A 12,651-nucleotide genomic window follows, 5' to 3' on the forward strand; every position below is an offset into this window, starting at 1 on the left:
TCCTTCATCGGTTCAGGGGCCCATCTGGGCGAGTGCGTCCTCGACGCCGATCACCTGCGCGAGCATCGACAGATTCTCCAGGCTCGCGGCATGCAGGTGCGGCTGCGCCGTGTTGCAGGCATCGGCCACCACCGCCACGTCGTAGCCCAGGTCGCTCGCATGGCGCGCGCCGTGCTCGACCACGTGGTTGGTCGCGATGCCCGCCACGTAGAGCCGGTCGGCGCCGGTGGCGCGCACCGCCTGCTCGAGCCCGCTGGCCCAGAAGGGGTTGTTGCGCTTGTGCGTGACCACGGCCTCGCCGGGCAGCGGCGCGAGTTCGTCGTAGAACTCGGCGCCCCAGCTGCCCTCCTGCACCGCGCCGCTCTGCGCCACGCGCCGGAACAGCGTGCAGTTGTCGAGGCAGTCGACGTAGCCGGGCGCGAAGGCGATGCGCACGAAGATCACCGGCACGCCGGCGGCGCGCGCCCCCGCGATCAGCCGGCCGGCCGAGGCGATCAGGCGCGGCCGCGCCGGATCGTCGGCCGCGACGCCCACGCGCACCTTGCCGTCGGCGTGCAGCACGTCGTTCTGGTAGTGCATCGCGAGCAGCGCGGCCTTCACACGAACACCTGCAGCGCTTCGTGCGCGGCGTCGCAGTTGACCAGCTCGACGCGCTTGAGATGGATGCGCAGCTCGCCCTCGTGGCGGCGCAGCGTGTGCAGCACGCTGCCGCCGAACATGCGCTGCTCGGTCTTGCGCCATTCGAGCAGCACGAAGGTGGAGCGCACGGTGAGGCCGCCCAGCGCGCCCTCCTCGCGCGCCTCGATGCCGATATTGCCCACCACGTGCACCGTGCGCGTGGGCGGCTGCTGCGAATAGGCGCGCGCCTGCTCGAGCCGGCGCGCGCGCATCGAGCGCAGCAGCGCGTCCTCGCAGAACAGCGAGGCATGGTTGAGGTGGTCGGCCTGGCCGTGCACCAGCGGCACCCAGTACAGGCCGTCGGGCGTGAACAGGCGCTGCCATTCGTCCCAGCGGTGCTCGTCGAGCAGCCGCGCCTCGTGGTGCAGGAACTGCGTGATCTCCTGCTGTTCGTTCCAGTCGAGGAAGTTCATGCGGCGCTCCCGGTGTCCACGCCCATGTATTTGGCCCAGGCGCCGAACATGTTGCGCGCCGGCATCTCGCTGTTGCCGTTGGAGGCGCGCCCGCCGGGCAGCGGCTGGTCGCGCCCGACGGCGCGATGCATGCTGACCCAGTCGCCGCCGTCCGAACCCAGGCCCTCCTGCACCCGGTTGTAGGCCTCGAGGTCGTCGGGCATCACGTTCGACGAGGGCGAGTTGACGATGTTGGTGTACTTCAGCGTGCGCTGGAAGGTGGCCTCGGGCGCGCCCTTGAGCCGGAAGCTGAAGATCTCGACCAGCGTGCGGTCGACCGACAGCGGTCGGATCACGCGGATCTGCTGGAACGAGGTGTGGGGCGAGCAGCTCGGGTAGACGATGGTGTTGTGGCGGTTCACGCGCAGGATCTGGTCGGCGCGCTCGGCGCCCTGCGCCGCCTCGAGCGCGGCCACGTAGGCCAGGCTCACCGGGTCGGTCGGCGGCACGAAGATGCCTTCCATGAACCCGTGGCCGTTGTCGTAGCCCTTGAGCTCGAGCTTCTCCCAGAACTCGAGCGGCTCGCCGTTGCCGTCGACGATCACCACCTCGAAGGGTTTGCGCGTGCCGGCCGGCATGGCCTCGAACTCCTCCTTGGCCGCGCGCCACGACGACTCGTGCGTGGCCACCGCATGGATGGTGTCGTGCAGGTTCTCGAAGAAGATCTTCCAGTTGTTGCGCTGGATCACGCGCTGCACGCCGCCGGCCACCTCGACCTCGCCCTCGGGCGCGCGGTCGCAGAAGTTGTCGAGCGAGGTGGCGACGCCGCCGAGGAACTCCTCGAGCCCGGGTCCTTCCTTCGACAGGCTCGCGAACACGAAGCCGCGGTGCGTGGCGACGCGCGCCACGTTGCGCACGCCGTACTGCGGGTCCTTGAGGTCGAGCCCCGTGTCCTCGTAGCCGCTGCGCAGCGGCACCGACAGCAGGCTGCCGTCGCACTTGAAGGTCCAGCCGTGGTAGAGGCAGCGCAGGAACTTGCCGGCGCTGCCGCTGCCGTCGGGCACGATCTTGGCGCCCTTGTGCGGGCAGCGGTTGTACATCACGTGGATCCGGCCGTCGGTATGGCGCACCATCACCACGGGCTCGCGGCCGAGCCGGGTGGTGAAGTAGTCGCCGGGCTTGGGCACCTGGCTCTCGTGGCCGACGTAGAGCCAGGCCTGGCCGAACACGCGGTCCATCTCGAGCTCGAAGATCGCGGGGTCGGTGTAGACGCGCTTGTGGACGCGGTCGGGCTGCACGAGGGACTGCAGGTCGATGGTCATGAATGGGTCTCCTGGAATCGTGGGATCAGAGGTCGAGCACCAGCTGCGGCGTCCTGGCGCGCGACACGCAGGTGCAGATGGTGCGCCCGTCGGCTTTCTCGCGCGGGCTCAGGTTGTGGTCGCGGTGGTCGGGCACGCCCTCGACCACGTCGACGGCGCACACGCCGCAGTCGCCCTGGCGGCAATCGTAGAGCGGGTCGAGCCCCGCGGCGATCAGCACGTCGAGCAGGCTCCGGCCCGGCGGCACCGTCAGCAGATGGCCCGAGCGCAGCGTGCGCACCTCGAAGGCCGCGTCGCCGGCCTGCGCGAGCGCGCCCGCGAACAGCTCGAAGTGCACGTGGTCGTCGGCCCAGCCCTGGGCGCGCGCGGTGTCGACCACCGCCTGCACCAGGCCGCGCGGACCGCAGACATGCAGATGGCGCCCGGGCACCGGCACGGCCAGCAGCGCACGCAGGTCGAGGCCACGCGCGGGATCGCCGCCGTCGTGCACCACGCGGCCGCCGAGCGCGCGCACCTCCTCGAGATAGGCCGTGGCCTCGGGGCTGCGCGTGGCGTAGTGGAACTCGAAGGCCTGGCCCTCGGCCGCGAGCGCGCGCGCCATGCACAAGAGCGGCGTGATGCCGATGCCGCCCGCGATCAGCAGCGGCGCGGCCTCGCCCCGGCGCAGCGCGAAATCGTTGCGCGGCGCCTGCGCGAGCACGCGCGCGCCCTCGGCCAGGCCATGCATCCAGGCCGAGCCGCCCGCGCCGTCGGGCTCGTGCAGCACGGCGATCTCGTAGCGGTCCGGCGCGCCATGGGGTCGTGCCAGCGAGTAGGCGCGCTGGCCGGCCTGCCCGTTGGGTTGCATCACCTGCACGCCCAGGTGCGCGCCGGGTTCGAACGGCGGCAGCGCCTCGCCGTTCGCGCTGCGCAGCACGAAGGCCTTGATGGCCGGCGTGAGCGCGCTGGCCGAGGCCACCACCAGTTCGAGCATGGAAGGCGCGGCGTTCATCCGAGCGGCAGCGCCGGGTCGGCGATGGTCAGCGCGGTGGACTTGGCCCAGCGCGGCATCAGCGTGTTCGATGGCAGCGTCTCGTCGACCAGCTTGCGCGCGGTCTCCACGCCGGCCACCGGCAGGCCCGTTGCATCGAGCAGGCCGATCTGCGCGAGCACGCTGGCCTGGTCCCAGTAGATGTGCTCGTGGTAGAGCTTGTCGCCGCGGAACTTGACGATGGCCACGAGCGGGATCTCCACCGGCCGGCCCGTGGGCGCGATGCCCGGCAGCATCCAGTCGATCTCGACCGTGTGGGTGAAGCAGAACAGCATCTCGTCGACGATCTGGGTGGCGCCCACGGTGCGCGAGATCGGCGTGAGCCGCGTATCGGGCGGCGTGGTGGGAATGAAGTGGTGCTTGTAGAAGCGCGACAGCTCCTTCGCGCCCACGCCGCCGGTCATGGTGGGAATGTGGTTGACGTAGGGCTCGGCGACCATGGTGCCCATGGTGGCGACCACGTCGCGCGTGGCGAACTCGTACTCGCAGTGCTTGTCCCACAGCGCCGACAGGTCGTAGACCGGGCCGATCGCCTCCTTGAACAGCGCCATGGAACGCTGGTGCGCCATCAATGTCGAGGGCTTGTCGAAGTGGTCGCCGCCGGTGCGCGCGAAGGCATGGTCGACGCCGGGGTAGACGTACATCTGCGCGCCGGGCCGGCCCGCGAAGGCCTCGAGCACCTGGGCGCGCGCCTCGGGCGGGCAGAACTTGTCGAGCTCGGCGAAATGCAGCGCGATCGGGCACGCGATCTTCGGCACCAGCTCGAGCGCGCCCTCGATGCCGACACCGTAGTAGCCGACCGCCGCGTCCACGCCCGAATGCGCGGCCGCGAGGTAGGCCAGCTTGCCGCCGAGGCAGAAGCCCAGCGCGCCGACCTTGCCGGTGCAGGCCGGGTGCGCGCGCAGCGCCTGCACGCTCGCGGTCACGTCGGCGATGCCGGCCTCGATGTCGAACTGCTGGAAGAAGCCGAAGGCGCGCTGCCAGTCCTCGGGCGAGTAGCCGAGCTCGACGCCGGGCTCCATGCGCCAGAACAGGTCGGGCGCGAGCACCACGTAGCCTTCCTCGGCATAGAGGTCGGCCACCTCGCGCACGTAGTCGTTGATGCCGAAGATCTCCTGGCACAGCACGATGCCGGGGCCGCGGCCCGAGGCCGGCAGGGCCAGGTAGCCGCGGAAGCTCTGCGCGCCGTCGCCGGCCGGGATGTCGATGTAGTGGCTCATCGGGGTGTCTCTCTCGAAGGGGTGGATCGGGATGGCGGCGATTCTGGAGACGACGCGTGGCAGCTGTCTGTCCATTTCGTGCAGCACGCCGCGCTGCACGAAACGGATAGCCGCGGCGCGCGACGCTGCCAGACTGCGGCCTGCGACCGTTTGCCCGGTGCTCTTTCGGCCACCCGCTTCCCACCCACGTTCGGCGTATCCATCGCCAGAGGAGTTTCTCGATGCCGCTCAGCCGCCCGCGCATGGCGACCGTCCCCTCGGTCCTTGCCCTCGCCGCCTTCTCCACCCTGCTGGCCCTGTCGCCGCACGCCGATGCGCAGACCGTCAAGGTCGGCCTCGCGATGGACCTGTCGGGGCCCTTCGCGGTCGGCGGCGCCGAGTCGAAGGCCGGCTTCGCGGTGGCGATCAAGCAGCTGGGCGGCAAGCTCGGCGGCGTGCCGGTCGAGTTCGTCGAGGCCGACACCGCGGGCAACCCCGAGACCGCGCGCCAGGTGGTCGAGCGCATGCTGATGCGCGACAAGATCGACCTGTTCACCGGGCCGGTCGGCTCGTCGGTGGCGCTGGCGGTGGCGCCGCCGCTGTTCGCGGCCAAGGTGCCCTACCTGTCGAGCAACACCGGGCCGAGCGACCTCTCGGGCGCGCGCTGCAATCCCTATTTCTTCGGCGCCTCGTACCCCAACGATGCGTACCACGAGGCGGCCGGCAAGTTCGCGGGCGACAAGGGCTTCAAGAAGGTGGCGCTGATCGCGCCCAGCTACCCCGGCGGCAAGGACGCCATCACCGGCTTCAAGCGCACCTACAAGGGCGGCACGGGCGACGAGCTCTACACCAAGCTGGGCCAGCTCGACTACTCGGCCGAGCTCGCGCAGATCCGGGCCTCGAAGCCCGATGCGCTCTACTTCTTCCTGCCGGGCGCGATGGGCGTGGCCTTCATCAAGCAGTTCGTGGGCGCGGGCCTGTCGAAGGACGTGGCGCTGATCTCCACCGCCTTCTCGGCCGACGAGGACATGATCCCCGCGGTCGGCGAGCCGATGCTCGGGCTGTTCAACACCGCGCACTGGTCCTTCGACCTCGACAATCCGGCCAACCAGCGCTTCGTGGCCGCGTTCCGGCAGCAGAACAACGGCCGCAACCCCTCGTTCTACGCGGGCCAGGCCTACGACGTGCTGATGGCGATGGACGCGGCGGTGCGCGACGTCGGCGGCAAGGTGGCCGACAAGCCCGCGCTGCTGAAGGCGATCAAGGCCGCCAACTACAAGTCGGTGCGCGGCGACTTCCGCTATGGCGCCAACAACTTCCCGGTGCAGAACTACTACCTGCGCGTGATCGCCAAGGACGGCAGCGGCCGCATCGCCAACAAGGTGATCGGCACCGTGCTGACGAACTACCAGGACACGACCGCGGCGCAGTGCGCGATGAAGTCGTCCTGATCCCGTGCCTCAATGCCGCGCGGTCTCGCGCGGCAGGTGGCCGAAGCGCTCGCGGTAGCAGGCCGCGAAGCGGCTCAGGTGCGAGAAGCCGCAGTTGAGCGCCACCTCGGTCACGCTGGCGCCGTCGTGGCGCGCGAGCTGCGCATGCGCGGCGTCGAGCCGCATGTTGCGCAGCACCTCGCCGGGCGAGAGCTCGCGGTAGCGCCGGAACAGCAGCGCCAGCCCGCGCCGCGTGAGGCCGGCGGCGCGCGCCACCTCCTCGAGCGACAGCGGCGTGTCGAGCCGCTCCTGCATGAACTCCTCGGCGCGCCGCAACTGGCGCAGGCTCGCGGCCTCCGAGCCATGCCGTGCCTCGTCGTGCCGCTCGCGCACAGAGTTCGGCCGGTGGCACAGCAGGTAGAGCATCAGGTTGTCCTCGCAATGCGAGAGCCAGCGCGCGTCGTAGCCGGCATCGCCCGCCGCCGGCAGCAGCGAGGCGAGGCTCGCCACCATGCAGCGCCATTGCGTGCCCGCCGTGTCGTCGAGCCGGAACGGCATCTCGAAGTCGATCTCGCCCACCGCATCGGCGCCGCGCAGCGGGAAGGCATGGCGCGCCACCTCCTGCAGCCGGCTCAACTCGATCTTGAGCATCAGCTGTTCGCAGTCGGCATGCCAGCGCAGCCGCACTGGCTTGTGGGCCGAGATCACCGCGCCCTGTCCCGGATGGATCTGCAGGCTGCCGCCCGCGTGATGGATGTCGGCATGGCCGCGCAGCGGCATCTGCACCAGCACGAAGTTGCCGAGCGCATCGGGCTCGATGTCCACGTCGCAGCCGTAGCGCAGGATGCACAGCGAGAGTGCGCTCAGCTCGGCGCGGCAGAAGATCGCATCGACGTCGCCGCGATGCCAGACGCTGCGGTGCGGCTTCAGCTCGCAGGCGATGCGCGCATGGGTTTCGTCCGCCGCGCGGGAACGGAAGACCTCGCGCCCGTACAGCGGCGAGAGTTGCTGGCTCGACCATGCTTCCACGGACACTCCTGCGATTTCAGGTGGGGGATCGGACGCTTGTTGTGCGCGCCAATCTACGGGCAATCGGCGCGAGCCGCCATGGCGGTTGCCCGGGGTGCGGGCGGCCCTGGTGCCGTGCAAGAAGCCTGCCCGCCGGGCCCCGTTCGCATAATGGCCGGCCGTCCACCTCCAGGGAGATCACCGAATGAGGAAGTCCACCGCCGTCCTGATGCTCGCGGCGCTGCTGCGGGCCGTTGCGCCGGCCGCGGCGCAGGCCGCCGCCGATCCAGGCACGTCGAGGAAGCAGGCGCAGCAGCCTCTCTACGACCTGAGGGTGTCGAGCGAGAAGCTGGCGTTCCGGGTGTACGTCAACGACCTGCCGATCTCGGTCCTTCCCACCAGGCGCTTCGGCACGATCGGCATGCCGCTCAATCCGGCGATCCTGCGCAGTGGTCCGCAGAAGCTCACGATCCGCCTGCTGCCCGCCACCGGCCAGCAGCGCTTGCCCGACACGGACGACCTGAAGGTGGAACTGGTCGTGCGCAGCAAGACCGAGCCGCCGCGCAACACCACGCTCTATGAGTTGCCCCCGCTGCGCGACGGCATGCAGGCGCTGTTCACCGACCCGCAGGGCTTCAGCCAGACCGTGCAGTTCGAGGCCCAGGTGCCCTACAGCCTGGCCGGCTGGGAGCGCAGCGTGCCGCTGGATGCGGCCGATGCGAAGCTCGAAGCCGAAGCGCTCGAGGTCTATCGCCGGCTGATCGCCGACATCGGAAACAGGAAGGGTGAAGCCTTCATTGGCGCGCTGGCCAAGGCCCAGCGGCTGCTCTACCCCGCCATCTACCTCTCGTCCGCGGAGGCACGGGAGCGGGATGCCGAATGGGTGAGCTTCATCGACAAGGGCACCGGCACCGTCGCACCGCTCGAGCACCACGCGCTCGAGATCCGCGGCGACGGCAAGCTGGTGCGGCTCAAGCGCACCGACCCGGCCAGCGTCGACGAGGGCGTGGTGCGCATCGCCTACAAGCGGGGGCCGCAGCCCCGCACCATCGTCTACGACATCTACCTGCACCGGCCCGCGCCCGGCGCGAGGCTGGAGCCGATCTGGTACTTCATGACCGACTTCAACTGAAGCGCCCCGCGGTGGCGGCGACACCCACGGAGACCGGTAGCAATAAAACGAGAACCAAGGTACTATTTCCTGGCTTCGCAGGCCTCTGGTGCCTACGCTTGCCTTCCATGCAATCAGCGCACATCTCAGTCGACCTCCAGGATGGCTGGAACGGCTCCTTCTTCTGCAAGGAGACGATGCGCGGCAGCTATTCGGGCGTGGCCCGGATCACCTGGCGCGGCATTCCCAAGGGCGACCTCGTCGTGATGCGGCAGCCTTCGCTGGAGGCGGCCATCGAGCGTGTGCGGGTGCGCGGCGGCCAGTTCATCAAGGCACGTACCCAGCCCTGAGCCCGGCCTACGCGCCGTTTCGTCAGCCGAGGCTCGAGCGCTTGCAGTTGAACACCGTGCCGCCATCCACGCTGCGCAGCATGGGCACCTTGCCCACGATGCTCAGCGTGGCGCTGGTCAGGCGCCACTCGCCGGCCTTCGACAGCTTGAAGAGCGTGGTGGTCTCCACCTCGGAGGTCGGAATCGAATTGAAGACATAGACCGGCTCGCCCGACGACTCGTCCAGGCCGACGAGGTCCGCGCGCATCTTGCCCAGGGTCTCGGTCTCGCGCGTCTTCGAGCGCACCACGTCGAGGTTGACCGTGCGCGAGAACTCGTCGATCGCGATCCTGCGCACCGCGTTGAACGGCGCATTGCCCGCGGCCGGCCCCGGCGTGCAGACCATGGTGGCGGCCGATGCGGCCGTGCAGCAGGCCGCCAGCGCCAGGAGCAGGCAGGTTGGACGGCTTCGTCGGGTGGTCATGGATCGTCCCTGGTCTGTGTTTGCGGAGGAGGACCAATGTAGCGCGCGGCCATACCCCCGATCGTCGTGCGCTTCACCTTCCAGCACTTCTTCTCTTCCGAAGCCCCTTTCAACGGCCCCGCGGTAGCGCAGCACCGCTTCGCGCGTGGATCCTCCTCCCAACGGAGGAGAGATCGAACTCCCCTGCCGGCCCAGAATCGCGGCCAGCCCAAAGGAGTCATCGATGCTCGAGAACAAGACGCTGGTCACCGCCTGCCTTGCACGGGTCAGCGCCGGGGCGTGGCCCGAAGTCGAGGGACATCAACTCGAAGTGCTTCAGACCGCGGGGCTGATCGCGCTGGTCGATACGCCGTCGCTGCAGATTCAGGCGAGGCCCGCGCGGCGGTTCTCCTACCAGTTGACGCCGGCGGGCAAGGACCTGCTCTGGCCGCGCAAGAGATAGGCCCGCGACGCCCGGCTTCATCCGCTTGACCATCCGGACTCGGCGGACAAAGGCGGGCCGGCACGGTTATGGGTGTACATCCGGATGCATCCCGGCCATCGACATCCCCATGCGCATGCATATCTGGAACACCCGAAAACTCAGAGACGACCTGGTCCATGACAGGCTCGATGAAACCGATGGCCTGAAGTACATGCTGGCCGCGGCGCTGCTCTGGGTGATCCTCAACTATTCGGCGCTCTGGTTCGGTGGCTACAGGCACTGGACCTTGCTGTTCGAGGCCGGCCTCACTCTCGCCATCAGCCTCGTGGGCACGCACGAAGCATTCCTCGCGAACGGTGCGGCGTCCGGACGCGACTTCGTTCGCCGCTATTGCGTCATCGCGGTTCCGATCGGATTCAAGGTCCTCGCCCTCAATCTTCTGGTGGCGACCCTCATGTACTTCGGCCTGCCGCATGTGCTGACGAGCGGCACCTTTCGCGATCCCGCTTTCGTCTATCGCCTGCTCGTGTTCGCCACGTCGCTCGGCTACACCATCCTCTACTACACGCGAATTGCCCATCACCTGCGCAAGGTGGCGGCGGCGACCTCGACCCCGGCCTGAGAAGGATCGACCTGGGCCGCGCAGGGATGGCCCGCGGATGGCATCGTTCTTCATCGAGATGGGTCAGGGCATCCTGGCTCCCGAGCTCGAACACTCCGGAAGAGATCATGTTGAAGACCTCTCGCTGAGGCTATGACAGCGAGCTCGATGACCTGGATTGGTCTCTGGAGAATCCGTCGAACATCAAGAGGTTGCTCGAGCGCGCAAAAAAAATGCCCCAAGTGGCTGTTTCACTTGGGGCGGGTGGATCCATGTGGCTAGCCATGGATCTGGTTCTGGTAGGACGTACTGGATTCGAACCAGTGACCAACGGATTAAAAGTCCGCTGCTCTACCAACTGAGCTAACGTCCCGAATTCGGTTTTCCCTGGGCAGGGAGTTCCTCGTTCTTGTTTTTTTCTTGACGCTTCGCCGCTGTCAAATGCGGCAAAGCCAAAGATTATAGCGTGGTATTGACCGCCATCCGATCGAGCACCCACCCCGCCGCGCATTGCCCGAAGGTCGCGGTCACGCTGACCACCGACCCATAGCCATGGCAGTTGAGCGAACCATCGCCGCTCTCGATGGCGCACGAGGCATCGGGCGGGGCCACGCTCTCGCGGCTGAACACACAGGCGACGCCGATCTTGCGGCCTTCGCGCGGCGCGCCATGCGACTTGCGCAGGCGTTGCCGCAGCTGCGCGAGCAATGGGTCGTGCGTGACCTGCGAGAGGTCGTCGATGTCGACCTTGTGCGCGAGCCGCTTGCCGCCCGCCGCACCGACGGTGATGAAGTCGGTGCCACGCGCGACGCCGCGGGCCCAAGCGGCCATCGCGAGCTTGGCCTTCACCTGGTCGCAGGCGTCGATGACGGCATGCACGGGACCGTTGGCGGCCTGCGCGGCTTCGAGCAGCGCGGGCCAGTTGTCGGGCTCGACGAACTCGTCGACCGGCAGCACGCGGCACTCGGCGTTGATCTGCGCGATGCGCTCGCGCATGGCTTCGACCTTGGCTTGTCCGACGGTGCTGTCGAGCGCATGGATCTGGCGATTGATGTTGGACTCGGACACGTGGTCGAGATCGATCAGCGTGAGGCGCCCCACCCCGCTGCGCGCCAGCGCCTCGACGGCCCACGAACCGACGCCGCCAATGCCCACGACGAGCACGTGCGCGTTGCGGATGCGCGCGGCACCGCTCACGCCGTACAGGCGCTCGAGGCCGCCGAAGCGGCGCGCGAAATCGGGTGCCATCGCGTGGTCTCCAGACGCGACAAAACCGGCGGCTGCCTCGGGGGCAGTCGCCGGTTCGATCGTGGAGACGGGCTCGTGAACAGCGCTCAAGCGGAGGGCTCCGCCGGCACTAGCGCAGTCGCGAGAGACGCTCGCGGCCGGCCTGCGCGGCTTCCGACTGCGGATAGGCCTTGGTCAGGTCTTCCAGCGTGCGGCGCGCGGCGCGCGTGTCCTTGAGCTCGATCTGGCAGTTCGCGATCGACAGCACGGCCTCGGGGGCCTTGGCATGGTCGGGCGCCAGCGAGAGCATCGAACGGAAGTTGGCGATGGCCTCGTTGTAGTTGCGCGTGGCGTACTGGGCGTTGCCGAGCCAGAACAGCGCCGAGGCGTTGTAGCCGCTTTGCGGATAGCGCTTGACGAACTCGGCGAAGGCGGTCTGGGCCTGCGCGAATTGGCCGGCGCGGAACACGCCGAGCGCGGCTTCGAAGTCGGCCTTCTCGCGCGGATCGGCATTGAACTCGCGACCATCGACCGTGACCTTCGACGGCTCGTTCTGCTTGAGCCGGTCGTCGATGGTGGTCTGCTTGGACTGCAGCTCGCTCACGGCACGCGTGAGCTGTTCGTTCTGGCCGGTCATGCGCGCCAGGTCGCCACGCATCTGCTCGATCTGCGTCTGCAGGTCGAGCAGGCTGCGCCGCAGCTGGCCGTTCTCGTCGGTCAGGCGCTGATCGGTCTGCTGGCGCACGGCCTCCACGCGCTGGCGCAGATCGAGGATGGCCTTGCGGGCCTCGTCATCCTCGAACAGCGCGGCCTGCGATCCGGCCGAGGCGCACAACAGGGCGGCCGCCAGGGCCGCGCCACGCCACAGAGCGCGTTGGGCGGGCCGCATCACCGGGTGTAGCGGATTTCGGCGCGACGGTTCTGCGCCCAGACTTCTTCACCCGCGCCGGTCACGGCGGGCTTTTCCTTGCCGAAGCTCACGGCTTCGATCTGGCTGTCGTTCACGCCCAGCAGCGTGAGCGCGCGGCGCACGGCTTCCGAACGCTTCTGGCCCAGCGCGAGGTTGTACTCGCGGCCGCCGCGCTCGTCGGTGTGGCCTTCGATCGAGATGCGACGCTGCGGGTTGGCCTTGAGGAAACGGGCATGGCCGTCGATCAGCGACTGAAACTCGGGCTTGACCGTGTAGCTGTCGTAGTCGAAATACACGATGCGCTCGACGCCCATCGGACCTTGGGCGGTGCCGGCGTTGGGATCGATCGTGACGGGTGCCACGGCCGTGGCAGCGCCCTGGTTGCCAGCGCCACCGGCGGTACCGGTGCGGTCGGTCACGGGCGTTTCGTTGAGCTTGGTGCCCGACGAGCAGCCTGCGATCAGCGCCACGATGGCCAGCGAATAAATCGTACGTTTCAACATTTC

General features: G+C 68.7%; 15 protein-coding genes and 1 tRNA gene. 5 read left to right on the top strand and 11 right to left on the bottom strand.

The window, feature by feature from the left end:
- Window positions 1-12: 12 nt before the first annotated feature.
- From ACEN9J_RS06530 to ACEN9J_RS06550, 5 genes are read right to left on the bottom strand one after another with little or no spacing between them, the layout of a single operon-like run.
- Window positions 13-600, bottom strand: a complete 588-nt coding sequence (locus tag ACEN9J_RS06530; RefSeq protein WP_057595342.1) for a cysteine hydrolase family protein — start codon at window positions 598-600, stop codon at window positions 13-15.
- The gene (locus ACEN9J_RS06535; protein WP_057595341.1) at window positions 597-1,091 is read right to left on the bottom strand and encodes an aromatic-ring-hydroxylating dioxygenase subunit beta; all 495 of its coding nucleotides are present in this window, start codon (window positions 1,089-1,091) and stop codon (window positions 597-599) included. Before ACEN9J_RS06535 ends, ACEN9J_RS06530 begins: the two co-directional genes overlap by 4 nt.
- Complete coding sequence (locus ACEN9J_RS06540; RefSeq protein ID WP_057595340.1) at window positions 1,088-2,392, bottom strand: aromatic ring-hydroxylating dioxygenase subunit alpha; 1,305 nt, start codon at window positions 2,390-2,392, stop codon at window positions 1,088-1,090. The genes ACEN9J_RS06535 and ACEN9J_RS06540 overlap by 4 nt, the downstream gene beginning before the upstream one ends.
- A gap of 25 nt (window positions 2,393-2,417) precedes the next feature.
- Window positions 2,418-3,383 carry a PDR/VanB family oxidoreductase gene (locus tag ACEN9J_RS06545; RefSeq protein WP_413763633.1) on the bottom strand — a complete coding sequence of 322 codons (966 nt, stop codon included), beginning with the start codon at window positions 3,381-3,383 and terminating at the stop codon, window positions 2,418-2,420.
- Window positions 3,380-4,642, bottom strand: coding sequence for a dienelactone hydrolase family protein (locus tag ACEN9J_RS06550; protein WP_296734575.1), 1,263 nt, complete (start codon window positions 4,640-4,642; stop codon window positions 3,380-3,382). Before ACEN9J_RS06550 ends, ACEN9J_RS06545 begins: the two co-directional genes overlap by 4 nt.
- 221 nt (window positions 4,643-4,863) lie before the next feature.
- Here ACEN9J_RS06550 and ACEN9J_RS06555 point away from each other — a divergent pair, with 221 nt between their 5' ends.
- Window positions 4,864-6,072 carry an ABC transporter substrate-binding protein gene (locus tag ACEN9J_RS06555; protein ID WP_413763634.1) on the top strand — a complete coding sequence of 403 codons (1,209 nt, stop codon included), beginning with the start codon at window positions 4,864-4,866 and terminating at the stop codon, window positions 6,070-6,072.
- A gap of 9 nt (window positions 6,073-6,081) precedes the next feature.
- Here ACEN9J_RS06555 and ACEN9J_RS06560 read toward each other — a convergent pair whose 3' ends face one another.
- Window positions 6,082-7,080: an AraC family transcriptional regulator gene (locus ACEN9J_RS06560; protein WP_413763635.1), complete on the bottom strand. Its 999-nt coding sequence runs from the start codon at window positions 7,078-7,080 to the stop codon at window positions 6,082-6,084.
- Between the two features lie 184 nt (window positions 7,081-7,264).
- Here ACEN9J_RS06560 and ACEN9J_RS06565 point away from each other — a divergent pair, with 184 nt between their 5' ends.
- Complete coding sequence (locus tag ACEN9J_RS06565) at window positions 7,265-8,191, top strand: hypothetical protein (protein ID WP_413763636.1); 927 nt, start codon at window positions 7,265-7,267, stop codon at window positions 8,189-8,191.
- Window positions 8,192-8,298: 107 nt separating this feature from the next.
- A complete protein-coding gene (locus tag ACEN9J_RS06570) occupies window positions 8,299-8,520 on the top strand; it encodes a hypothetical protein (protein ID WP_057595336.1) in 222 nt (73 codons plus the stop codon).
- Window positions 8,521-8,542: 22 nt separating this feature from the next.
- Here the strand turns inward: ACEN9J_RS06570 and ACEN9J_RS06575 are convergent, their stop codons facing one another.
- Window positions 8,543-8,983 (bottom strand): hypothetical protein, encoded by a 441-nt coding sequence (locus ACEN9J_RS06575; RefSeq protein WP_057595335.1) that lies wholly within the window; start codon window positions 8,981-8,983, stop codon window positions 8,543-8,545.
- A 223-nt stretch (window positions 8,984-9,206) separates the two neighbouring features.
- Between ACEN9J_RS06575 and ACEN9J_RS06580 the strand changes: the two genes are divergently transcribed.
- Together ACEN9J_RS06580 and ACEN9J_RS06585 are read left to right on the top strand one after the other, a co-directional pair.
- Window positions 9,207-9,425 (top strand): hypothetical protein, encoded by a 219-nt coding sequence (locus ACEN9J_RS06580; RefSeq protein ID WP_057595334.1) that lies wholly within the window; start codon window positions 9,207-9,209, stop codon window positions 9,423-9,425.
- Window positions 9,426-9,534: 109 nt separating this feature from the next.
- A complete protein-coding gene (locus ACEN9J_RS06585; protein ID WP_413763637.1) occupies window positions 9,535-10,029 on the top strand; it encodes a hypothetical protein in 495 nt (164 codons plus the stop codon).
- A gap of 276 nt (window positions 10,030-10,305) precedes the next feature.
- Here the strand turns inward: ACEN9J_RS06585 and ACEN9J_RS06590 are convergent.
- From ACEN9J_RS06590 to pal, 4 genes are all read right to left on the bottom strand, one after another.
- Window positions 10,306-10,381, bottom strand: a tRNA-Lys gene (locus ACEN9J_RS06590).
- An 86-nt stretch (window positions 10,382-10,467) separates the two neighbouring features.
- The gene (locus tag ACEN9J_RS06595) at window positions 10,468-11,256 is read right to left on the bottom strand and encodes a ThiF family adenylyltransferase (protein ID WP_413763638.1); all 789 of its coding nucleotides are present in this window, start codon (window positions 11,254-11,256) and stop codon (window positions 10,468-10,470) included.
- 109 nt (window positions 11,257-11,365) lie between these two features.
- On the bottom strand, window positions 11,366-12,124 hold the full coding sequence (gene ybgF / locus ACEN9J_RS06600; protein WP_057597624.1) for a tol-pal system protein YbgF: 759 nt from the start codon (window positions 12,122-12,124) through the stop codon (window positions 11,366-11,368).
- The gene (gene pal, locus ACEN9J_RS06605) at window positions 12,124-12,648 is read right to left on the bottom strand and encodes a peptidoglycan-associated lipoprotein Pal (RefSeq protein ID WP_057597625.1); all 525 of its coding nucleotides are present in this window, start codon (window positions 12,646-12,648) and stop codon (window positions 12,124-12,126) included. The genes ybgF and pal overlap by 1 nt, the downstream gene beginning before the upstream one ends.
- Between the last annotated feature and the right edge of the window lie 3 nt (window positions 12,649-12,651).

The sequence above is a fragment of the Variovorax sp. Varisp41 genome, from assembly GCF_047325085.1.
Taxonomy (GTDB): Bacteria; Pseudomonadota; Gammaproteobacteria; order Burkholderiales; family Burkholderiaceae_C; genus Variovorax.